A 21,703-nucleotide genomic window follows, 5' to 3' on the forward strand; every position below is an offset into this window, starting at 1 on the left:
GTCCGGCCCGTGATCTCAAGGTTCTTCATCGACCGGCCGGTGTTCGCCGCGGTCATCTCCATCGTCATCATCCTTGCCGGCCTGGCCGCCATGCGCGCCCTGCCCATCGCCCAGTACCCGCAGATCCTGCCGCCGCAGGTGTCGGTGTCGGCCAGCTACCCGGGCGCCAGCGCCCAGGTCATTGCCGAGACCGTGGCCGCGCCGCTGGAGCAGCAGATCAACGGCGTCGAGGGCATGATCTACCAGCTGTCCAACTCGGCCAGCAGCGGCAGCATGAGTCTGTCGGTGTACTTCGAGGTGGGCCGCGACCCCGACCAGGCCACCATCGACGTCAACAACCGGGTGCAGGCCGCCCTGGCCAAGCTGCCGGAGGAGGTGCGCCGGCAGGGCGTGAAGGTGGAGAAGAAGTCCTCGGACATCCTCCAGGTGGTCACCCTGTTCTCGCCGGACAATTCCAAGGACCCGGTGTTCATCTCCAACTACGCGCTGATCAACGTCATCGACGAGCTCAAGCGCCTGCCGGGGGTGGGCGACGTCAGCCAGTTCGGTTCGAAGAACTACTCCATGCGCATCTGGCTGCGTCCGGACAAGCTGGCGCAGTACGACCTGACGCCGACCGACGTGGTCAACGCCATCCGCGAGCAGAACTCGCAGTTCGCCGCCGGCAGCTTCGGCCAGCAGCCGCTGCAGACGCCGCAGGACTTCACCTACACGGTGACCACCCAGGGCCGCTTCAAGGACCCCAAGGAGTTCGAGAGCGTGATCCTGCGCTCCGACGCCACCGGCGCCAGCCTGCTGCTCGGTGACGTGGCGCGCATCGAGCTGGGCGCCCAGGACTATTCCCTGGTGACCAGCCTCAATGGCCAGCAGAACGCCGCCTTCGGCGTCTACCTGCAGCCTGGCGCCAACGCCCTGGACACCGCCGAGGCGGTGCGCGCGACCATGGATCGCCTGGCCGAGCGCTTCCCCGAGGGCATCTCCTACAAGATCCCCTACGACACCACCAGGTTCGTGCAAATCTCCATCGATGAAGTGGTCAAGACCTTCTTCGAGGCGCTGCTGCTGGTGGTGCTGGTGGTCTTCGTGTTCCTGCAGAACTGGCGCGCCACGCTGATCCCGGTGCTGGCGATTCCGGTGTCGCTGGTCGGCACCTTCGCCGGCATGTACGCGCTGGGCTTCTCGATCAACCTGCTGACCCTGTTCGGCATGGTGCTGGCCATCGGCATCGTGGTCGACGACGCCATCGTGGTGATCGAGAACGTCGAGCGGGTGATGCGCACCAAGAAGCTGGGGGCCCGCGAGGCGGCCATCGAGGCCATGGAGGAGGTCACCGGGCCGATCATCGCCATCGTCCTGGTGCTGTGCGCCGTGTTCGTCCCGGTGGGCTTCCTCGGCGGCCTGGCCGGCGAGATGTACAAGCAGTTCGCGATCACCATCGCGGTGTCGGTGGTGATTTCCGGCATCGTCGCCCTGACTCTGTCGCCGGCGCTCTGCGCGCTGATGCTCAAGCCCGACCATAGCGAGCCGGCGGCGCCGTTCCGCGCCTTCAACCGCCTGTTCGACAAGCTGACCGATGCCTATGGCGCCGGCGTGGCCTTCTTCCTCAAGCGCTCGCTGGTCGGCCTGCTGCTGTTCGGCGGCATGATCGCCCTCACCGTCGGGCTGTTCAGCCGGGTGCCCGGCTCGCTGGTGCCGGACGAGGACCAGGGCTACGTGATCAATGCCTACTTCCTGCCGCCGGCCGCTTCGGTCAACCGCACCGACGCGCTGACCAGCGACTTCACCCAGCAGCTGATGAAGCACCCGGCGGTAGAGGACGTGGTGACCTTCGCCGGCTTCGACGTGCTGACCTTCGGCCAGCGCACCAATGCCGGGGTGAGCTTCGTGCCGCTCAAGGATTGGTCCGAGCGCACCACGCCGGAGCTGGATGCACGCAACCTGACCCGCGAGTTCATGGGCATGGGCTTGTCCGAGAAGGACGGCCTGGTCATGAGCTTCAACCCGCCGCCGATCACCGGCATGAGCACCACCGGCGGCTTCGAGGGCTATATCCAGGACCGCAGCGGCGGCAGCGTCGAGCAGCTCGGCGAGAAGGTCCAGGCCTTCCTCGCCGCAGCGCAGAAGCGTCCGGAACTGGCCGGGGTGCAGAGCACCTTCAACGCCAGCGTGCCGCAGTACTACATCGACCTCGACCGCACCAAGGCGCGCGCCCTGGGCGTGTCGATCAGCGATGTGTTCACCGCCATGCAGTCGACCTTCGGCAGCTACTACGTCAACGACTTCACCCTGTACGGCCGCACCTGGCAGGTCAGTCTGCAGTCGGAGTCGGAGTTCCGCCGCAAGCCCGAGGACCTGTCGCAGGTCTACGTGCGCGCCAGCGGCGGCGACCTGGTGCCGCTGACCAGCCTGATCAAGGTGCGGCGCATCCTCGGGCCGGATACCTACGCGCGCTTCAACGTCTACCCCTCGGCCAAGTTCCTCGGCGGCCCGGCGCCGGGCTACAGCTCGGGCCAGGCGCTGGCGGCGATCCAGGAAGTGGCCGACGAGGTGCTCGGCAGCGACTATACCGTCGGCTGGACCGGCTCGGCCTACCAGGAGCTGGCCACCCAGGGTTCCGGCAGCACGGCGTTCATCTTCGGCCTGATCATGGTGTTCCTCATCCTCGCCGCCCAGTACGAGCGCTGGACCCTGCCGCTGGCGGTGGTCACCGCGGTGCCCTTCGCGGTGTTCGGCGCGATCCTCGCCGTGTGGCTGCGCGGCATCCAGAACGACGTGTACTTCCAGGTCGGCCTGGTGACGCTGATCGGCCTGGCGGCGAAGAACGCTATCCTCATCGTCGAGTTCGCCGTGCTGCTGCGCGCCGAGGGCAAGAGCATCTTCGACTCCGCCTTCGAGGCGGCCAAGCTGCGCTTCCGCCCGATCGTGATGACCTCGCTGGCCTTCATCCTCGGCTGTGTGCCGCTGGCCATCAGCAGCGGTGCCGGTTCGGCGAGCCGCCACTCGATCGGTACCGGGGTGATCGGCGGCATGCTCGCCGCGACCCTGCTGGCGACCTTCCTGATTCCGATGTTCTACCTGCTGGTGGAGTCGCTGGCCGAGAAGCTGGGGCGCAAGAAGAAGGTTGGGGCCGCGCAGCAGCACTGATTCAAGTGGAAGTGGCTGGGCGGTCATCCGCTTGGCCGCGCTGGGCTTCCCTCGCGGCCAGGGCCGCTGCCACCGATTCGTTCACCGGGCGCCCTTGTGGCGCCCTCGGTTTTCCGGGGTGCGCCCCGCAGTGGATAACGCATGAACCTTCGCATCCTGCTGATCCTCGGCAGCCTCAGCGCCTTCGGGCCCATGGCCATCGACTTCTACCTGCCCAGCTTCCCGACCCTGGCGCGGGTGTTCGCAACCGATGTCGAGCATGTGCAGCTGTCGCTGGCGGCCTACTTCGCCGGCACCGCCCTGGGCCAGCTGGTCTACGGCCCGCTGGCCGACCGCTACGGCCGGCGCAAGCCGTTGCTGGCCGGGCTGGTGCTGTTCACCCTGGCCTCGCTGGCCTGCGCCCTGGCGAGCAGCCTGGAGTGGCTGATCGTCGCGCGTTTCGTCCAGGCCCTCGGCGGCTGCTCCGGCATGGTCATCTCGCGCGCGGTGGTGCGCGACCTGTGCGATCCGCTGGCCTCGGCCAAGGTGTTCTCCAAGCTGATGCTGGTGATGGGCGTGGCACCGATCCTCGCGCCGCTGGGCGGCGGTGTGCTGCTGCAGCTGTTCGGCTGGCAATCGATCTTCCACGGCCTGATGCTGTTCAGCGCCCTGTGCCTGCTGGCGGTGCTGCTGTGGCTGCCGGAAACCCAGCCGGCCGGGGTGGCACGTCCGCCGCTGTCGGGGGCGCTGCGCCGTTACCTGGCGCTGCTCGGTAACCGCCTGCTGATCGGCCACGGCCTGACCGGCGGGGTGGCGATGGCCGGCATGTTCGCCTACATCTCCGGCTCGCCCTTCGTCTTCATCGAGCTGTACGGGGTGTCGGCGGACAACTACGGCTGGCTGTTCGGCGCCAACGCCGCCGGCTTCATCCTCACCGCCCAGTTCAATGGCTGGCTGCTGCGCCACCATGGCCCGGGGCACTGGCTCAAGCGCACCGTGTGGGTCTACTGCGTGGCGACCCTGGCGCTGCTGGCGGTGGCCATGGCCCAGCCGGCGCAGCTGTGGCCGCTGCTGATTCCGCTGTTCATCTCCACCGCCAGCCTGTCCTGCGTGCTGCCCAATGCCACTGCCTGCGCCATGGCCGGGCAGGGCGCCCATGCCGGCAGCGCCTCGGCGCTGATCGGTTCGCTGCAGTTCGTGGTGGCGGCGCTGGCCTCGGCCGCGGTCGGCACCCTGCACGACGGCACGGCACGGCCCATGGCCCTGGTCATCGCCGTCTGCGGCCTGCTGACGGTGATCCTGGCGCTGTTCACCGCGCGCCATGCGCGCCGCTTGGCGCTGGAGTTCTGAGGCTCAGGCCGCGGCCTGTTCGTGCTCTTCCACCTCGGCGCCGCCCAGCGCCCGCTGCACCGCGCGCTGTGCCTGGCGGGCCAGGGCGTTGCGCTCCTGGCCGGTGCTGGCGATGGGGGGCAGCAGGTGGATCTCGACCTGCGCCCTGTCGCTGCGCAGTAGGCGCAGCAGGTGCGAGAGAAGGTCGTCGTCGCCGATGAAGGGGGCGATGGGGTCGGGCTCGCCGTCGCGCAGGTAGCGGATCGCCACCGGCTGCAGCGGCACGCCGGCTTCGATCGCCCCGGTCAGCAGGCGACCATGGAAGGTGCGCACCTGGCGGCCGTCGGTGGTGGTGCCCTCGGGGAAGATCAGCAGCTGGCGCCCGGCCTGCAGGTGGCGATGCAGCTGGCGCGCCAGCAGCGCGCTGTCCCCCGAACCGCGGCGGATGAACAGGGTGCCGGCCTTGTGCGCCAGCCAACCGGCCAGCGGCCAGGTGCGCACCTCGGCCTTGGACAGGAAGGACAGCGGCAGCAGCTGGCCGAGCAGCGGGATGTCGGTCCACGACACATGGTTGCCGACCCACAGGTGCGGGCCGCTGGGCAGCTCGCCGTGCACTTCGACGGTGAAGGGCAGGGCGCCGCCGAGGCGGGCGAGGAACCAGCGCGTCAGGCGCTGGCGCAGGCCCATCAGGTCGTGGCGACGCAGGCGTTCGGCCAGGGCCACGCCACCGGCCAGCAGCAGGCCCAGCAGCAGCACCGCCGTCAGCCGGGCCAGGCGCAACCACAGGCGCAGCTGCTTCATACCGCGGCCTTGAAGTGGCGGGCATAGCGCGGGCACAGCTCGTCGCGCTTGAGCAGGATGAACACGTCCGCCACCTGGAAGTCCGGGTCCCAGCAGGGCTCGCCGCACACCTTGGCGCCCAGGCGCATGTAGGCCTTGAGCAGCGGCGGCATCTCGGCGATCACGTTGCCCGGGACCTCCAGTGCCGGCAGTGGCGTGCGCGGCTCGGCGCGCAGGTGCTCGGTGCACAGGTAGCGCTCGCGCAGGCGCTGCATGATGGCCTGGGCCTGGATGCCGCCGTCCTGCATGGGGATGCTGGCGCAGCCCATCAGGTAGCGGTAGCCGCCCTCGTTGAGCACCTCGGCCAGCTCGCTCCACAGCACGGCGATGGTGCCGCCGTTGCGGTAGGCCGGATCGACGCAGGTGCGGCCGATCTCCAACACCGGCCCCTCGAGGTGGGCCAGGCCGTGCAGGCTGAACTCCTCCTCGCTGTAGAAGCGCCCCAGGCTGGCGGCGGCCTGGTGGTCGAGCAGGCGGGTGGTGGCCACCAGGCGGCCGCTGCTCAGGTCGCGTACGCCGATGTGGCGGCAGTGTGGGTCGAAGTCATCCATGTCCAGGCCCAGTTCGGCCCCTTGCAACTTGGCATCGAATTCGCTGCTGAACACGGCGAAGCGCAGGCTCTGGGCCTCGCGCAATGCGTCCGGGCCTATCAGGCGTTCGGCTTGCAGGCGGCGTTCGGCAGTGGTGTCGCGGGCGATGCGGGTCATCGATTAGCCTCCATAAGCCAGCCTGCGGTGGGTTGCGGCCGGTCGATGTTGTTGGGCAAGCTCAGGCTAGGAACACCTGGTGTCACCTCCATGAAGCTTTGGTGATGCTTGCGTGACAGACGACGAGGACTCTGCGATGCCCTGGCAATCCCTGCTGGAAACCCGAGACCGCCTGCCGGCGACGAACCTGGACGACTGGTACGCCGCGCTGCTGGAACGCGCTGGCGATACCACTCCCTTCGCCCTGGCCGTGCTCGGCGGGCGCCTGGCCGCCACGCCCGGCCTGGCCTTCCTGGCCGGCTACCAGGGCGCCCTGCGTGCGCTGTGGCCGGCGGCGCCGCGCAGCCTGGGCGCGCTGTGCGTGACCGAGAACAGGAGCACCCGCCCGGCGGACCTGCACACCCGCCTGAGCGGCCTGCACCTGTCCGGGCGCAAGGACTTCGTCACCGCCGCCGAGGCCGCCGACTGGCTGCTGGTGGCTGCGCGGGTGGAAGAGCAGGGCGCGCCGCGCCTGGCCCTGGGCGTGGTGCGCAGCGGCGCGCCGGGAGCGCGCATCGAAGCGCTGCCGGCGCTGCCGCTGATGCCGGACATCGGCCATGCCCGCCTGCACCTGGACAATGCCTTGTGCGAGCTGCTGCCGGGCGACGGCTGGGACAGCTACGTGAAACCCTTCCGCAGCCTCGAGGACCTGCACGTGCTGGCCGCGCTGAGCGCCTGGCTGTATGGCGTCGGCCAGGACGGCGGCTGGCCGCGGGAGCTGCGCCTGCGCCTGCTCGGCCTGCTGGCCGGTTGCGCCGAAGTGGCCCGCCACGGCGCCAGCGAGCCGGCCACCCACCTGCTGCTGGCCGGCCTGTTCGCCCAGTTCCAGGCCCTGCGCGCGGAGCTGGACGCGGCCATCGGCGCCGGCCCGCAGCCCTGGGCGACGCTGTGGGCGCGCGATCGCAACCTGCTGGAGGTGGCCGGCGCGGCGCGGGCCAAGCGTCTGGAGAAGGCCTGGGCGGCCCTGCAGCTGTAGGCCGGGCCGCAGTTTTGCGAGCCTGATGCCTGGTGGTCGGGGATTCCCGCTCTCAACCCGGGACCCGCTTGATCCAGGTCAGTACGCGCTGCGGCGCCTGCCTCTATGTTCGCCTCGCGTTTTTCCTGCGAGGTTGCCATGCGCCGCGAGCCCATAGTGCTGTTCGATAACGGCACCCACCAATGCCTGATGTTCGATGACCTGGTCAGCGGCGAAGGTGTCCAGTCCAACCAGTTCCTCATCGTCGACGGCGACCAGTACCTGCTGCTCGATCCGGGTGGCGACCTGACCTACACGCCGCTGTCGCTGGAGCTGTCCAAGCGCATCCCGGTGCAGGCGCTGACCTACATCTTCGCCTCGCACCAGGACCCGGACATCATCGCCTCGCTGGACAAGTGGCTGCTGCACACCCGCGCCCGGGTGATCTGCTCCAAGCTGTGGGCGCGCTTCCTGCCGCACCTCACCGCCAACTACCTGGCCCTGAGCCACGGCATCTGCACCTACGACCGCATCATCGCGTTGCCGGATCGCGGCCAGTCGATCCCCCTGGGCAACTGCCAGCTGAAGGCGGTGCCGGCGCACTTCCTGCACTCGGTGGGCAACTTCCAGCTGTATGACCCGGTGAGCAAGATCCTCTTCTCCGGCGACATGGGTGCCTCGCTGGTGGATGACGCCAGCCCGGTGATCGACTTCGTCAATCACATCCCCAACATGGCCGGTTTCCACCGCCGCTACATGGCCAGCAACAAGGCCTGCCGCTTCTGGGCGCAGATGGTGCGCGAGATGGACGTGGCGATGATCGTGCCGCAGCACGGCCGGCCCTTCGTCGGCGAGGCCATGATCAATGCCTTCCTCGACTGGATCGAGCACCTGGAATGCGGCCTCGACCTGCTGACCCAGCAGGACTATCGCCTGCCGGACTGATACCTCCGCCACATCGGCGCGATCAGCGCTATTGCCGGTCACGCCAGGCATGCTAGCGTCGGCTCCTCTTCATCACTGCGAGCGAGTCCGATGCCGCGTCGAACCCTCCTGGCCGCCGGCCTGCTGCTGAGCGCCGCTCCCCTGGCCGCCGAGACCTGGCCCATTCCCGAGTGGAGCAGCCAGTCGGCGGCTATCACGCCCGCCGTGCAGGCGCTGGACGACTATGCCTTTCCCGTGCGCGACGACATCAGTCGCGCCGGCGTGCGCAGCGACGCGCTGCTGGTGGTCAAGGATGGCGTGATCGTCCACGAGCGCTATGCCGCGCCCACCACGGCGCAGACCCCGCACCTGGCCTGGTCGGTGAGCAAGAGCCTGTTCGCCAGCGTGCTCGGCGTGGCCTACGGCGAGGGGCGCTTCAAGCTGGACGATGCGGTGGCCAAGCACTATCCGCCGTTCGCCACGCACCCCGAGGTGAAGATCGGCCACCTGCTCAACTGGGCCTCGGGCCTGGACTGGCAGGAGGACTACGAGTACGCGCCGCTGAAGTCCTCGGTGGTGGCCATGCTCTACACCCGCGGGCGCGCCGACATGGCCGCCTTCACCGCCAGCCACGGCGCGGCCGCCGCCCCCGGTACGCGCTTCTCCTATTCCAGCGGCGACAGCAACGTGCTGGGCGCCAGCCTCAAGGCCATGGTCGGCGAGCCGGCCCATAGCCACTATCCCTGGACCGCGCTGTTCGAGCCGCTGGGCATCGGCTCGGCGGTGTGGGAACGCGACGCCAGCGGCACCTTCGTCGCCTCGTCCTATGCCTACCTCACCGCCCGCGACCTGGCCCGCGTCGGCCTGCTGATGCAGCGCGACGGCCGCTGGGGCGCGCGCCAGCTGCTGCCGGCCAGCTGGGTGGCCTTCAACCGCACCCCCTTCGCCAACTACCGGCCCGACCCGCAGCAGCCCGATGACGCGGTACCCGGCGGCCAGTGGTGGCTCAACGCGCAGGTCGCGGACGCGCGCCGGCCCTGGCCCGACGTGCCGGCCAGCGCCTTCGCCGCCCTCGGCCACTGGGGCCAGGGCCTCTACGTGCTGCCGGAGCAGAAGCTGGTGGTGGTGCGCTACGCCGACGACCGCGACGGCAGCTACCGCCACAACGAACTGCTGAAACGGGTGCTGGCCGCCTATGGAGAACAGCCATGATCCGTCGTCGTCCGCTGCTGTCCGTGTCCCTGGCGCTGCTTGCCGGCCTGATCCTGCTGGCCTGGAGCAACCGCGTCCACCTGGCCGCCTTCCCCGGCATCATCGGCGCCTACTCGGCCAAGGAATACTGTTCCTGCCGCTATGTCAGCGGCAATCCGGCCGAGTACTGCGCCGGCTACGTCGAGCAGTACCTGCCGCTCGGCGCCCTGCACGATGACGCCGAGCGCAAGCGGGTGACCGCCGAGGGCCTGGGCAGCCGGCAGACCGCCGCCTGGCTGGGCGAGCGCCACGGCTGCCAGCTGCAGAGCCAGGCCGATCCGCTGTGAGCGCCGCAGACGGTTGCCTGCCACAAGCTGCAACCGTCCGGCGTTTGGCAAGGCCGGCCGGGGCCGCTATCGTTGCGCTCAAACCGCAACGCAAGTGAACCCATGGTCAAACCCCTGCTCACCCTCGGCGGCGCCCTGCTCGCCGCCGGCCTGACCCTGCCGGCGCAGGCCGACTGGTACCTGGACAACGAGTCCTCGCGCCTGTCGTTCATTTCCACCAAGGCCGGCAACCTCTCCGAAGTGCACCGCTTCCTCACCCTGCACGGCAGGATCGACGCCAAGGGCGCGGCGCGCCTGCGCGTCGAACTGGAGTCGGTGAGCACCGGCATCCCGGTGCGCGACGAACGCCTGCGCAGCCTGCTGTTCGACGTGGCCAATTTCCCCGACGCGCGCATCATGGCCCAGCTCGACCTGGCGCCGATCACCGACCTCGCGCCCGGTGCCCAGCTGGAGCTGAGCCTGCCGATCCAGGTGGAAATCCGCGGGCGCAAGCACGCCTACATGGCCGAGCTGCTGGCCACCCGCCTGGACGACCGGCGCTTCCAGGTGGTGACCCTGGCACCGCTGGTGCTGCATGCCGAGCACTTCGGCCTGGAGCCGGGCATCGAGGAACTGCGCAAGGTGGCCCGGCTGTCCACCATCAGCCTGTCGGTACCGGTCGGCGCGGTGATGATCTTCACCTCGCGATGAGCGGCGCCATCTTTCCCTGGAAGTCGGGCAATCGCTTCGAGCTGCTGGTCGATGGCCCGGCCTTCTTTCCGGCCATGCTCGCGGATATCGCCGCGGCGCGGCAGCGCGTGCTGCTGGAGCTCTACCTGGCCGAGGACGGGCGCTGCAGCGAGGCCCTGGTGCAGGCCCTGTGCGCGGCGGCCGGGCGTGGCGTGCAGGTGCTGTGCCTGTTCGACGACTTCGGCTGCCTGGGCCTGGGCCGCGCGCTACGCGAACGCCTGGCGGCTGCCGGCGTGCAGCTGCGCCTGTACAACCCGCTGCGCTGGCGCCGTGGCGTGCGCAACCTGTACCGCGACCATCGCAAGATCCTGGTGGTGGACGAGGCCAGCGCCTATGTCGGCGGCACCGGCGCCACCGACCAGTTCTGGCGCCCGCAGGCGCCCGAGGCCGACTGGCACGAGGTGATGGTGCGCATCCAGGGGCCGCTGGTGGCGCACTGGCGGCTGCTGTTCGAGGGCCAGTGGCTGGCCTGCGAGGGGCGCAGCCCCTGGGCCCCCGGCCATGCGCCCGGCCTGGCCTATCTGCCGCCCTGTCCGCCTTTGGGGCAGGGCATGGGCCGGGTGGCCTACGCCGACTCGCGCCAGCACCGCGACATCGTCCACTCGCTGCTGCGCAGCCTGGGCCAGGCCAAGCGCCGGGTATGGCTGGCCACGCCCTATTTCCTGCCCAGCCGCAAGGTCCGCCGCCAGCTGATGCGCGCCGCCGCACGCGGCGTCGAGGTGCGCCTGCTGCTGACCGGGCGCAACACCGACCACCCGCCGGTACGCTACGCCGGCCAGCGCTACTACCCCAGGCTGTTGCGCGCCGGGGTGCGCATCTTCGAGTACCAGCCGCGTTTCCTGCACCTGAAGATGGTGCTGGTGGACGACTGGGTCAGCGTCGGCTCGTGCAACTTCGATCACTGGAACCTGCGCTTCAACCTGGATGCCAACCTGGAGGCGCTGGATGCGCAGCTGACCCTGGCGGTTGCCGAGTCCTTCGTCGCCGACTTCGCCGCCAGCCAGGAGGTGACCCTGGAGGACTGGCGGCGCCGGCCGCTGCTCAGCCGCCTGCGCCAGCGCCTGTGGGGCTGGCTGGACCGGGTGGTGGTCAACCTGCTCGACCGCCGGCGCTGAGGGCGCCCGGCGGCGCACTCACCAGCCGGGCACGCCGCTCATGTCCGGCAGCTTGTGGGCGATGCCCTTGTGGCAGTCGATGCAGGTGGCCTGGCCGCTGCCCAGGGCGGTGGAGTGCATCTGCCGCGCCCGCGGGCTCTGCCGGGTGAAGTCCATGAAGTCGAAACCGTGGCAGTTGCGGCACTCCAGCGAGTCGTTGGCCTTGAGCCGGGCCCACTCGTGTTCGGCCAGCTCGCGGCGCTTCTCGAGGAACTTGTCGCGGGTGTTGATGGTGCCGAAGATCTTGCCCCAGACCTCCTTGGAGGCCTGCATCTTGCGCGCGATCTTGTCCGTCCACTGGTGCGGCACGTGGCAGTCCGGGCAGGTGGCGCGCACCCCCGAGCGGTTGCTGTAGTGGATGGTGTCCTTCAGTTCGACGTAGACGTTGCTTTCCATCTCGTGGCAGGAGATGCAGAACTGTTCGGTGTTGGTCGCCTCCAGGGCGGTGTTGAAGCCGCCCCAGAAGACGATGCCGGCGATGAAGCCGCCGAGGGTGAGGAAGCCCAGGCTGTAGTGCACGCTGGGCCGGCGCAGGATGCCCCAGTAGTCGCGGAGCAGGGCGAGCATGGCTTTCATGGGCACCTCAGGGCTGTTGGCCGGCCTGCTGCACTTCTTCCTGCAGCACCTGGTCGATGGTGCGGAAACCGTTCTTCACCAACGGTTGCACCTCCTTCTGCGGCACATGGCACTGCACGCAGAAGTAGCGCCGTGGTGCCACTGCGGCCAGGGCCTGGCCATCGCGATCCATGTAGTGGGTGATGCTGATCATCGGCGCCTGGGTCCTCGCGCTGCCCGCCCGGCTGTGGCAGGTCAGGCACTTGTTGCCGTTGGCGTCCACCTGGTAACCACGGATGGCGTGGGGAATGGTCGGCGGCTGCTCGGGGTAGTTGCGTTCGCGCTTGAGGTCCTTGTTCTCGTCGTTGGCCAGGGGCGGCGCGGGCAGTTCCTGGCTGATCGTGCCGCCGGGGCGGCGGCCGTCCGGGGCGGGGGCATCCAGCGGGTAGTCGGCGGCCTGGGCGAGGCTCGCCAGGAACACCAGCAACAGGGGCAGGCTTCTCATGATCGGGCTCCTCAGGCCAGGCTGACCAGTTCGATGCGCACCGCGCACTTCTTGTAGTCGGTCTGCTTGGAGATCGGGTCGGTGGCGTCCAGGGTGACCTTGTTGATCAGCTTGTTGGCGTCGAAGAAGGGCACGAACACCAGGCCGCGTGGCGGCTTGTTGCGCCCGCGGGTCTCGATGCGCGCACGCATCTCGCCGCGCCGGCTGATCACCTTGACCTCGCTGCCGCGCCGCGCCTTGAGGTCGCGGGCGTCGTCCGGGTGCATGTACACCAGGGCGTCGGGCACCGCGCGGTACAGCTCGTCGACGCGCTGGGTCATGCTGCCGGTGTGCCAGTGTTCGAGGACCCGGCCGGTGCTGAGCCAGAACGGGAAGTCCTTGTCCGGCGCCTCGGCCGGTGGTTCGTAGGGTAGGGCGAAGATGATCGCCTTGTTGTCCGGGTGGCCGTAGAACTGCACGCCGCTGCCTTTCTCGACGTAGGGATCGAGGCCTTCGCGATAGCGCCAGCGGGTCTCCTGGCCGTCGACCACCGGCCAGCGCAGGCCGCGCTCGGCATGGTAGGTGTCGAAGGGCGCGAGGTCGTGGCCGTGGCCGCGGCCGAACTGGGCGTATTCCTCGAACAGGCCCTTCTGCAGGTAGAAGCCGAAGGCCTTGGCTTCGTCGTTGGCATAGCCGGCGGCCAGCTCGCTGGCGGGGAAGCGGTCGACCTGGCCGTTGGCGAACAGCACCTGGTACAGGGTCTTGCCCTTGTACTGCGGGGCCTTGGCCAGCAGCTCGGCCGGCCACACCTCGTCGGTGCTGAAGCGCTTGGAAAACTCCACCAGCTGCCAGAGGTCGGATCTGGCCTCGCCCGGCGCCTGGACCAGCTGGTGCCAGAACTGGGTGCGGCGTTCGGCATTGCCGTAGGCACCTTCCTTCTCCACCCACATGGCGCTGGGCAGGATCAGGTCGGCGGCCTGGGCCGAGACGGTGGGATAGACGTCGGACACCACCACGAAGCATTCCGGGTTGCGCCAGCCCGGCAGTACCTCCTGCATGATGTTGGGCCCGGCCTGCATGTTGTTGCTGGCCTGGGTCCAGTAGAAGCGCAGCACGCCGTCCTTGAGCTTGCGGCTCTGCTCCACGGCGTGGAAGCCGGGCTTCTCCTGGATGGTGCCGGCGGGCAGCTGCCAGATCTTCTCGGCGGTGGCGCGGTGCTTGGGGTTGGCCACCAGCAGGTCCGCCGGCAGGCGGTGGGAGAAGGTACCCACCTCGCGCGCGGTGCCGCAGGCCGAGGGCTGGCCGGTGAGCGAGAAGGGGCTGTTGCCCGGCTCGCTGATCTTCCCGGTGAGCAGGTGGATGTTGTAGATCAGGTTGTTGGCCCACACGCCGCGGGTGTGCTGGTTGAAACCCATGGTCCAGAACGACATGACCTTGCGCTTGGGGTCGGCGTACAGCTCGGCCAGGGCCTTGAGGCGTTCGGCCGGTACCCCGGATTCCGCGGCGGCGCGCTCCAGGCTGTAGGGTTTGACGAAGGCGGCGAACTGCTCGAAGGAAATGTCCGTCCAGGTGTTGGCACTGGCGGCGTTCTTCGCCTTCTGCTCCAGCGGGTCGGTGGGGCGCAGGCCGTAGCCGATGTCGTCGGTGCCCTTGGCGAAGCGCGTGTGCCGGGCGACGAAGTCCTTGTTCACCGCACCGCTCTGGATGATGTGGTTGGCGATGTAGTTGAGGATGATCAGGTCGGTCTGCGGCTTGAACACCAGCGGGATGTCGGCCAGGTCGAAGCTGCGGTGCTCGAAGGTGGACAGCACCGCCACCTTGACGTGCGGCTGGCTGAGGCGGCGGTCGGTGACCCGGCTCCACAGGATCGGGTGCATCTCGGCCATGTTCGAGCCCCAGAGCACGAAGGTGTCGGTCGCCTCGATGTCGTCGTAGCAGCCCATCGGCTCGTCCATGCCGAAGGTGCGCATGAAGCCCATCACCGCCGAGGCCATGCAGTGGCGGGCGTTGGGGTCGATGTTGTTGGAGCGCAGGCCGGCCTTCATCAGCTTGTTCGCCGCATAGCCCTCCCACACGGTCCACTGCCCGGAGCCGAACATGCCGACCGCCTCGGGGCCGTTGGCGCGTAGCGCCTCCTTGACCTTCAGCGCCATGATCTCGAAGGCCTGCTCCCAGCTCACCGGCTGGAACTCGCCCTGCTTGTCGTACTGGCCGTTGCGCATGCGCAGCAGCGGCTGGGTCAGGCGGTCGACGCCGTACATGATCTTCGACAGGAAGTAGCCCTTGACACAGTTCAGGCCGCGGTTGACCTCGGCCTTGATGTCGCCGTGGGTGGCCACCACGCGACCGTTCTTGGTCGCCACCATGACGCTGCAGCCGGTGCCGCAGAAGCGGCAGGGCGCCTTGTTCCAGTCCAGCGCGGTGAGGTCCGCATTAGTGATCAGGTTGCTGGCACTGCTGGCGAGCGGCAGCCCCCCGGCCAGGGCGGCGATGGCCGCGGCCTGGGCCTTGGCGAACTCGCGACGGGTGAGGGTCATGGGCAGTCTCCTTCCGGGCTGAGGAGTTCGTGGTAGACCAGCGCGGCGTTGAGCACGCCTGGCAGGCCGCCGATCTGTTCCAGGCGCTGGAGAATCTGCTGTTCGTGCTCGGCCTCGAGCACCACCACCAGCTTGCCCTGGGGGCTTTCCTGGTGCAGTTCCAGGCCGGGCAACAAGCGCAGGTTGGCCTTTACCGCGGTGAGCAACTCGGGGCGCGCGTGCACCAGCAGGCTGGCGATATGCAGGGCGTCATCCATGATCCGCGCCCTCAACTGGGCGGTCCCGGCGGGCCGGTGAAGATCTGCAGGATCCAGATGAGGAAGCCGTAGCCGCCGACTATGGCGACCGAGAGGAGAGGGAACAGGCAGACCACCAGGAACAGGAACAGCCGGGTTTCCTTGGCCTTGGACGCCGGGGTGGTGGAAGGGCTGGGCATGCCGCACATCTCCATGGAGCGGATGCCAGCAGCTTAGACCCTGATTTTCGTATGGGCAAAACGCCTCAGCGGCACAGCACCACCATGCTGCGACTGGAGAAGCCGGCCGGGTTGAGGCCGAAGAGGAAGTCGGCGGGGTCGTCCTCGCCGCTGTCGCTGCCGGCCTTGGCCAGCACCTTGTAGCCCTTGGCGCCACAGGCGAGGGTGGCCTTCTTCTCGCACTGTTCCCAGCTGGACGTCAGCCCCGAGCAGTTGATGTTGAGGCCCTTGCGGCCCTTCTTTTCGTAAGTCTTGGCAGTTGCGGAACAGCCGGCGCAGAGCGCCAGCACAACAGTCAGCAGCACAAGCCTGTTCATATCTATCCCCAGCGGGCTTGTCTGTTTGCGACGATCCAGTGATCGCCAACCCCTTGTAGCAATGGCTCCGGCGGTGACGCAGCTCTTGATGTGGAGTCGCTGCTTGCACCCTGCACGGGCAGTGCAGCCGGATGAATCGAGAAATAGCACAAAGCATGCACTTGGCGCGAGACAAAAAGATTGCAGTTTTCCTACAGCTTTGGGCCGCTCGTTCGTCTTACTAGATGACGTGGTTGCAAGGGATGGAAACGCGTGTTGCAGGGCTCAGGGAGTGGTGAGATGAAGCGCGTTCAGCGCCAGGCGTTGAAGGTCATGCTGCAGGACGCCGGGCTCAAGGGCAGCCTGGTGCGCCTGAAAATAATGGAAGTGCTGCACGACAGTGGGAGCAGCCTGCGCTCGCGGGAGCTGCATGAGCGCCTCCGCCTGGCCGAGGAGCAGATTTCCATCCTCACCGTGCGCCAGGTACTCGGTCGGCTGTGCAGTTGCGGCCTGGTGCAGCGCGATGAGCAGGGAGGCTATTGGCTGCGGACAAGCGTGTCGCCGGAGCGAAGAGCGATTTGAACAGAAGCGGCCCTGGCGAGCATGTGCAGGGCCGGTCTCGTGGCGTCGTTCCTCAGCTTTCGATCAGTGCCTGCTCCGGCTGCTGCTCGGCATCCTGTTGCGGTTGCTCCTGCTCAGGCTTCGGTTGCGCCTGGTCCAGCCACTGGCGGGTGCTCTCCTGGGCCTGGTCGACCTTCTCGTTGAGCTGGTCGACCTGCTTGTCGAGTTCCTTGATGGTCTCGCCCAGGCTCTCGCGAGCCTGTTCCACGGCCGCTTCCTCGACCTTCTTGGCCAGGTTCTCGGCGGCCTGTTCGGCGCTGTCGCAGCCGGCCAGGGCGAACAGGCCCAGGCCGAGCAGCAGGGGTTTGACGATGGTCATGATGGTCTCCTCTGCAATCAGGATTCGAGCTTGTGGGCGGGCTGGTTGCGGGTCTTCCACAGCGACAGCAGTACGCCACCGGCCAGCAGGCCCACGGTCACGCTCAGCGATATCTCGGCCGGAATCTTGCCGACGATGTCGTGCAGGAAGATCTTGCCGCCGATGAATACCAGCACCAGGGCCAGGGCGTACTTCAGGTAGGCGAAGCGGTGGATCATCGCGGCCAGGGCGAAGTACAGGGCGCGCAGGCCGAGGATGGCGAAGATGTTCGAGGTGTAGACGATGAACGGGTCCTGGGTGATGGCGAAGATCGCCGGCACGCTGTCCACGGCGAACACCAGGTCGGCCAGCTCGATCAGGATCAGCGCCAGGAACAGCGGCGTCACCCACAGCTTGAGCTGGCCGCCGGCATCCGGCAGGCGCACGAAGAAACGCTGCTCGTGCAGGCGGTCGGTCACCGGCAGGTGGCTGCGCAGCCAGTTGACGAAGCGGTTCTTCGACAGGTCCGGCTCGTCGTCGACCTTGGAGAACAGCATCTTCACCCCGGTCAGCAGCAGGAAGGCGCCGAACAGGTAGAGGATCCAGTCGAACTCGCTGATCAGCGCGGCGCCCAGACCGATCATGATGGCGCGCAGCACGATCACGCCGAGGATGCCCCAGAACAGCACGCGGTGCTGATAGCGGCGCGGGATGGCCAGGAAGCTGAAGATCAGGGCGATGACGAAGACGTTGTCCATGGACAACGATTTCTCGATCAGGAAGCCGGTGAGGTAATCCATGCTGGCGTCGCCGCCTTTCTGGAAGAACACCCAGACGGAGAACAGCAGGCCCATGGAGATATAGCCGGCGGAAAGCAGCAGGCTTTCCTTGACGCCGATTTCGCGTTCTTCGCGATGCAGAACCCCCAGGTCGAAGGCCAGCAGGGCGATTACTACAGCGAGGAACGAGAGCCACAGCCAGGTGGCGGTGCCGAGGAACTCGGCGAAGAGGAATGTTTCTAGGGCGGTCATGAGCCCCTCCTTGCAGTCGTAGTTGTACCAACTATGACTCCGACATGGCGGCTGCTAACCGTCAGAGGGGCCCGGCGTCACGTTGCGCAGGATAAGGCAACTGGCCGGCATCTCAAGCCTAGGTTTTTTGCAAAGTGTTTAAGCGGCAGGCCTCGACCTGCCACCAGGCGGGCAGCAGCCGGCGTACCTCGCGGCGGTTGAAACGGTCATCCAGCAGGTAGACCACGCCCTGGTCCGACGTGGTGCGGATCACCCGCCCGGCGGCCTGCACCACCTTCTGCAGGCCGGGGAACAGGTAGGCATAGTCGTGGCCGTTGCCGAACATCTGCTGCAGACGCGCCTTGAGTTCCTCGTTGACCGGGTTGACCTGCGGCAGGCCGAGGGTGGCGATGAAGGCGCCGATCAGCCTCTTGCCAGGCAGGTCGATGCCCTCGCCGAAGGCGCCGCCGAGCACGGCGAAGCCGATGCCCCGGGAATGTTCGCCGAAGCGCTCGAGGAAGGCCTGGCGCTCGGCCTCGTTCATGCTGCGCGATTGGGCCCACAGCGGGATGTCCGGGTATTGCCCGCGCAGGTGCTCCAGGGCCTGCTCCAGGTAGGCATAGCTGCTGAAGAAGGCCAGGTAGTTGCCCGGCTGTTCGCGGAACTGTCGCGCCATCAGGTGGGTGATCGGCGCCAGGCTGGCCTCGCGGTGCTGGTAGCGGGTGGACAGGTCGGTCAGGGCGCGGACCCGCAGCTGTTCGGCGTGGAAAGGCGACTGCACTTCCAGCCACTGCACCTCGTGTGGCAGGCCGAGCAGGTCGGCATGGTAGTGGCCCGGGCTCAGGGTGGCGGAGAACAGGGTGCAGCTGTGGGCATTGGCGAAGCGCTCGGCGAGGAAGGGCGCCGGCACCAGGTTGCGCAGGCACAGGGTCGACAGGCGCTGCTGGCCACGGCCCGGGTGCAGGCTGATGTCGAACAGCGAGTGAGCACCGAAGGCCTCGGCCAGACGGCAGAACAGCAGGGCGTCGAGGTAGAAGCGCAGCAGCGCGGCCTGGTTGCCCTCGGGCTGGTCGGTGAGGTGGTCGGTGATGGCGCTGACCGCCTTCTGCAGGGCGAGGATGAGCAGGTCCGGCAGGCTGGGATGGATCTGGTAGTCGACTTCCTGGTCGCGCTGCAGCTGGTTCCAGTGCCGGCTGACCCGCTCCAGCACGCCCTTGAGCCCGGGCGGGGCGACCTTGCGCAGGGCGTTGAACTCGGCCTGGTCCAGCTCGGCGCTGTACATGCCGCGCGCACGGTCGATCAGGTTGTGCGCCTCGTCCACCAGCAGGGTGACCTTCCAGCCATTGAGCACGGTCAGCCCGTGCAGCAGGGCGCTGATGTCGAAGTAGTAGTTGTAGTCGCCGACCACCACGTCGCTCCAGCGGCACAGTTCCTGGGCCAGGTAGTAGGGGCAGAGCTGGTGCGCCAGGGCGATCTCGCGCACCGCCTGCTGGTCCAGCCAGCGGCGCTGCAGGGCTTCGCCGCGGGCGGCCGGCAGGCGGTCGTAGAAGCCCCTGGCCAGCGGGCAGGACTCGCCGTGGCAGGCCTTGTCCGGGTGTTCGCAGGCCTTGTCGCGGGCCACCAGCTCCAGCACCCGCAGCGGCATGTCGTCTTCCTGTTCGCGCAGGCGGGCCAGGGCGTCCAGCGCCAGGCGCCGGCCCGGGGTCTTGGCGGTGAGGAAGAACAGGCGGTCCAGGCCCTGCGCCGGGAAGGCCTTGAGCTGCGGGAACAGGGTGGCCAGGGTCTTGCCGATGCCGGTGGTGGCCTGGGCCAGCAGGTGCTCGCCGTCGCGGGCGGCGCGATACACCGCCTCGGCGAGCTGGCGCTGGCCCTGGCGGAAGCTCGGGTAGGGGAAGCGCAGGCGCTCCAGAGCCAGGTCGCGGGCGACCCGGTGGGCGCTTTCCCGTTCGGCGAAGGCGATGAAACGCGCGCATTGCGCCTCGAAGAAGGCCCGCAGTGTGCTGGCGGCGTAGCGCTCGCGCAGCACCGTTTCCTTCTGCGACACGACGTTGAAGTACACCAGCGCCAGCTCGATCTCCTCCAGCCCGCGCTCGGCGCACAGCAGCCAGCCATAGACCTTGGCCTGGGCCCAGTGCAGCGCGCGGTGGTTGTCCGGGATGCGCGCCACGTCGCCGCGGTGGGTCTTGATCTCCTCCAGCAGGTTCTGTGCCGGGTCGTAGCCGTCGGCGCGGCCGCTGATCAGCAGGCCCGCATACGCGCCGACCAGCGCCAGCTCGGCGATATAGCCGGCGCCGCGCCGGCCGACCACAGTGGCATGGCCGGCCATGCCCTCGGCCGCGCTCGGTGCCGGGGTGAAGCGCAGGTCGAGGTCGCCGGCCTTGGCGGTGAACTCGCACAGCGCGCGCACGCCGACGGCGTAGCTCATGCGCCGCTCCAGCGCACGTAGCAGACGTCCACCGGCATGCCGTGGCGGGCGCAGAAGTCCAGCCAGCGCTTCTGGTTGTCCTGCAGGCGGTCGCCGGGGCCCTTGACCTCGATCATCCGGTAGCGCCGCTCGGCCGGCCAGAACTGGATCAGGTCCGGCATGCCGGCGCGGTTGGCGCGGATGTCGCCGAGCAGGCGCTCGAACCAGGCGCGCAGGTGGTCCGCCGGCAGGCAGTGCAGGGCGGTGTCCAGCAAAGCGGGCGTCAGCACTTCCCAGTGCACGAAGGGCGAGACGATGCCCTGCTTGGCCGCGTAGGTGGCGCGGATCGCCGCGGCATGGCTGCCGTCGTCGAGCCGGGCCAGGCAGCGCTCGAACAGCGCGGCGCGGCGCTGGCGGAAATCGGCGTCGAACAGGTCAGCCGGCCCGGCCTGGAAGGGGTGGAAGAAGGCGCCGGGCAGCGGGGCGAAGATCGCCTCCCAGCACAGCAGGCCGAACAGGCCGCAGACCAGGGTGTTCTCCACATAGAAGGCCGGCGCCTGCTCCTCATGCAGGTGCTGCTGCACCGCCCATTCCACGCTCAGCCCATCGGGTTGCGGCAGCTCCAGTTCGAGCAGGCTGGCGGCGACCGCCGGCCTGGGGGGAGTCTTCGGCAGGCCGAGCTGGCGCTGCAGGCGCGGCAGGGCGCGTTCCAGCGCCTGCACCTCGGCGGCGTTGCGCGGGGCCAGCAGGGCCGCACTGGCCAGGTCGTGGGCCTGCCGGAACTGGCCGAGTTTCTCCAGCACGCGGACCTGACGCTGGCGGGCCTCGCCGTGTGTGCTGCCGGCGTACAGGGTGGCGGCCTGTGCCAGCTCGCCGTCGCGCTCCAGCTGCTGGCCGAGGTGGAACAGCAGCCGGGCATGGCGCCTCTGCAGGTGCGGGTTGTCGCTGGCGAACTCGCCGAGCGCGGCGAGCACTGTGGGGATGGGCTGGCCCGCCTCGAACAGCTCGCGGCAGCTATGCAGGTGCAGGTACTGCTCGATATCGCGGCGCTGCCTGAAACCCCGTGCCTCGGCGTCTATGGCGACGCTCTCGTAGCGGTAGATGCCCAACTCGGCGAGGACGAACTCGGACCAGTCCTGCGCCAGGTTGCCGAAGAACAGCAGGCGCAGGCGGTCGCACAGGGGGCCTATGGTCAGGCTGTAGAGCCGATCCAGCTGCGGGCACCAGCGGGTGAAGGGTTGCGCCTGTGGGTAGAGCGGCAGCAGGGCCTGCAGCTGCTCGTCCTTCTTCAGCCCGCGGCGCCCGGCGAGTTCGCCGAAGCTGGCGAGCAGCTCGTCCTTGCGCAGCAGGGCGAAGACCTCGGCCAGGGTCAGTTCGGCATCCTCGATCAGCCAGCCCAGCTGCAGCAGCGGCTCGGCTGCGGCGGCGATGTCGCCGACTTCCGCGTAGTTCAGCTTGCCGGCGCGAAAGTGCGGCCCCTTGCGCATCACCAGGCGCACCAGCAGGGCCTGGGACGGCTGCGCCAGCGCGGCGAACCCCTGCAGAAAGGCGCGCTCCTCGGCATCCAGCAGGTCGGCGTAGCGCTGCTCGATCCAGGCCAGCAGCGTGCGGAAGTTGTCGAGGTAGTAGAGGCTGGAATCGAGTGGAGCGGGCATGGATGGCTTTTAACTGGTTTTTTATACAGT

General features: G+C 68.4%; 21 protein-coding genes. 9 read left to right on the plus strand and 12 right to left on the minus strand.

Features of this window, described 5'->3' with window-relative positions; genetic code table 11:
* Positions 1-9 precede the first annotated feature (9 nt).
* On the plus strand, positions 10-3,144 hold the full coding sequence (locus AAG092_RS17145; RefSeq protein ID WP_110681729.1) for an efflux RND transporter permease subunit: 3,135 nt from the start codon (positions 10-12) through the stop codon (positions 3,142-3,144).
* Between the two features lie 141 nt (positions 3,145-3,285).
* Positions 3,286-4,473: a multidrug effflux MFS transporter gene (locus AAG092_RS17150; protein WP_373387618.1), complete on the plus strand. Its 1,188-nt coding sequence runs from the start codon at positions 3,286-3,288 to the stop codon at positions 4,471-4,473.
* A 3-nt stretch (positions 4,474-4,476) separates the two neighbouring features.
* Here the strand turns inward: AAG092_RS17150 and AAG092_RS17155 are convergent, their stop codons facing one another.
* Both AAG092_RS17155 and olsB read right to left on the minus strand, forming a co-directional pair.
* On the minus strand, positions 4,477-5,253 hold the full coding sequence (locus AAG092_RS17155) for a lysophospholipid acyltransferase family protein (protein ID WP_373387619.1): 777 nt from the start codon (positions 5,251-5,253) through the stop codon (positions 4,477-4,479).
* Positions 5,250-5,999, minus strand: a complete 750-nt coding sequence (gene olsB / locus AAG092_RS17160) for an L-ornithine N(alpha)-acyltransferase (RefSeq protein ID WP_373387620.1) — start codon at positions 5,997-5,999, stop codon at positions 5,250-5,252. The genes AAG092_RS17155 and olsB overlap by 4 nt, the downstream gene beginning before the upstream one ends.
* 136 nt (positions 6,000-6,135) lie before the next feature.
* Here olsB and AAG092_RS17165 point away from each other — a divergent pair, with 136 nt between their 5' ends.
* From AAG092_RS17165 to AAG092_RS17190, 6 genes are all read left to right on the plus strand, one after another.
* On the plus strand, positions 6,136-7,014 hold the full coding sequence (locus AAG092_RS17165) for an acyl-CoA dehydrogenase (RefSeq protein ID WP_373387621.1): 879 nt from the start codon (positions 6,136-6,138) through the stop codon (positions 7,012-7,014).
* A gap of 138 nt (positions 7,015-7,152) precedes the next feature.
* Positions 7,153-7,938: an MBL fold metallo-hydrolase gene (locus AAG092_RS17170; protein WP_373387622.1), complete on the plus strand. Its 786-nt coding sequence runs from the start codon at positions 7,153-7,155 to the stop codon at positions 7,936-7,938.
* 90 nt (positions 7,939-8,028) lie between these two features.
* On the plus strand, positions 8,029-9,129 hold the full coding sequence (locus tag AAG092_RS17175) for a serine hydrolase domain-containing protein (RefSeq protein ID WP_373387623.1): 1,101 nt from the start codon (positions 8,029-8,031) through the stop codon (positions 9,127-9,129).
* The gene (locus tag AAG092_RS17180; protein ID WP_373387624.1) at positions 9,126-9,455 is read left to right on the plus strand and encodes an amidase; all 330 of its coding nucleotides are present in this window, start codon (positions 9,126-9,128) and stop codon (positions 9,453-9,455) included. The genes AAG092_RS17175 and AAG092_RS17180 overlap by 4 nt, the downstream gene beginning before the upstream one ends.
* Before the next feature lie 102 nt (positions 9,456-9,557).
* Positions 9,558-10,145, plus strand: coding sequence for a YceI family protein (locus tag AAG092_RS17185; protein WP_373387625.1), 588 nt, complete (start codon positions 9,558-9,560; stop codon positions 10,143-10,145).
* Positions 10,142-11,299, plus strand: coding sequence for a phosphatidylserine/phosphatidylglycerophosphate/cardiolipin synthase family protein (locus AAG092_RS17190; RefSeq protein ID WP_373387626.1), 1,158 nt, complete (start codon positions 10,142-10,144; stop codon positions 11,297-11,299). Before AAG092_RS17185 ends, AAG092_RS17190 begins: the two co-directional genes overlap by 4 nt.
* Positions 11,300-11,317: 18 nt before the next feature.
* Here AAG092_RS17190 and AAG092_RS17195 read toward each other — a convergent pair whose 3' ends face one another.
* From AAG092_RS17195 to AAG092_RS17220, 6 genes are all read right to left on the minus strand, one after another.
* Positions 11,318-11,914 carry a cytochrome c3 family protein gene (locus tag AAG092_RS17195; RefSeq protein WP_110681739.1) on the minus strand — a complete coding sequence of 199 codons (597 nt, stop codon included), beginning with the start codon at positions 11,912-11,914 and terminating at the stop codon, positions 11,318-11,320.
* 7 nt (positions 11,915-11,921) lie between these two features.
* The gene (locus AAG092_RS17200) at positions 11,922-12,398 is read right to left on the minus strand and encodes a nitrate reductase cytochrome c-type subunit (protein WP_110681740.1); all 477 of its coding nucleotides are present in this window, start codon (positions 12,396-12,398) and stop codon (positions 11,922-11,924) included.
* Between the two features lie 11 nt (positions 12,399-12,409).
* A complete protein-coding gene (napA, locus tag AAG092_RS17205) occupies positions 12,410-14,914 on the minus strand; it encodes a nitrate reductase catalytic subunit NapA (RefSeq protein ID WP_373387627.1) in 2,505 nt (834 codons plus the stop codon).
* Complete coding sequence (locus AAG092_RS17210) at positions 14,911-15,171, minus strand: chaperone NapD (protein WP_110681742.1); 261 nt, start codon at positions 15,169-15,171, stop codon at positions 14,911-14,913. Before AAG092_RS17210 ends, napA begins: the two co-directional genes overlap by 4 nt.
* 11 nt (positions 15,172-15,182) lie before the next feature.
* On the minus strand, positions 15,183-15,350 hold the full coding sequence (napE, locus tag AAG092_RS17215; RefSeq protein ID WP_373387629.1) for a periplasmic nitrate reductase, NapE protein: 168 nt from the start codon (positions 15,348-15,350) through the stop codon (positions 15,183-15,185).
* A gap of 65 nt (positions 15,351-15,415) precedes the next feature.
* Complete coding sequence (locus AAG092_RS17220; protein ID WP_110681744.1) at positions 15,416-15,706, minus strand: hypothetical protein; 291 nt, start codon at positions 15,704-15,706, stop codon at positions 15,416-15,418.
* A gap of 279 nt (positions 15,707-15,985) precedes the next feature.
* On the opposite strand from AAG092_RS17220, the gene AAG092_RS17225 reads away from it, so the two are divergent.
* On the plus strand, positions 15,986-16,267 hold the full coding sequence (locus AAG092_RS17225) for a BlaI/MecI/CopY family transcriptional regulator (protein WP_373387630.1): 282 nt from the start codon (positions 15,986-15,988) through the stop codon (positions 16,265-16,267).
* A gap of 52 nt (positions 16,268-16,319) precedes the next feature.
* On the opposite strand, the gene AAG092_RS17230 is transcribed toward AAG092_RS17225, so the two are convergent.
* From AAG092_RS17230 to AAG092_RS17245, 4 genes are all read right to left on the minus strand, one after another.
* Positions 16,320-16,625, minus strand: a complete 306-nt coding sequence (locus tag AAG092_RS17230) for a hypothetical protein (RefSeq protein WP_110681746.1) — start codon at positions 16,623-16,625, stop codon at positions 16,320-16,322.
* Between the two features lie 17 nt (positions 16,626-16,642).
* On the minus strand, positions 16,643-17,635 hold the full coding sequence (locus tag AAG092_RS17235) for a TerC family protein (protein ID WP_373387631.1): 993 nt from the start codon (positions 17,633-17,635) through the stop codon (positions 16,643-16,645).
* A gap of 118 nt (positions 17,636-17,753) precedes the next feature.
* Positions 17,754-20,039: an ATP-dependent DNA helicase gene (locus AAG092_RS17240; RefSeq protein ID WP_373387632.1), complete on the minus strand. Its 2,286-nt coding sequence runs from the start codon at positions 20,037-20,039 to the stop codon at positions 17,754-17,756.
* Positions 20,036-21,673: a VRR-NUC domain-containing protein gene (locus AAG092_RS17245; protein ID WP_373387633.1), complete on the minus strand. Its 1,638-nt coding sequence runs from the start codon at positions 21,671-21,673 to the stop codon at positions 20,036-20,038. The genes AAG092_RS17240 and AAG092_RS17245 overlap by 4 nt, the downstream gene beginning before the upstream one ends.
* Positions 21,674-21,703 lie beyond the last annotated feature (30 nt).

This window comes from Pseudomonas alcaligenes (assembly GCF_041729615.1).
Lineage (GTDB): Bacteria > Pseudomonadota > Gammaproteobacteria > Pseudomonadales > Pseudomonadaceae > Aquipseudomonas > Aquipseudomonas alcaligenes_B.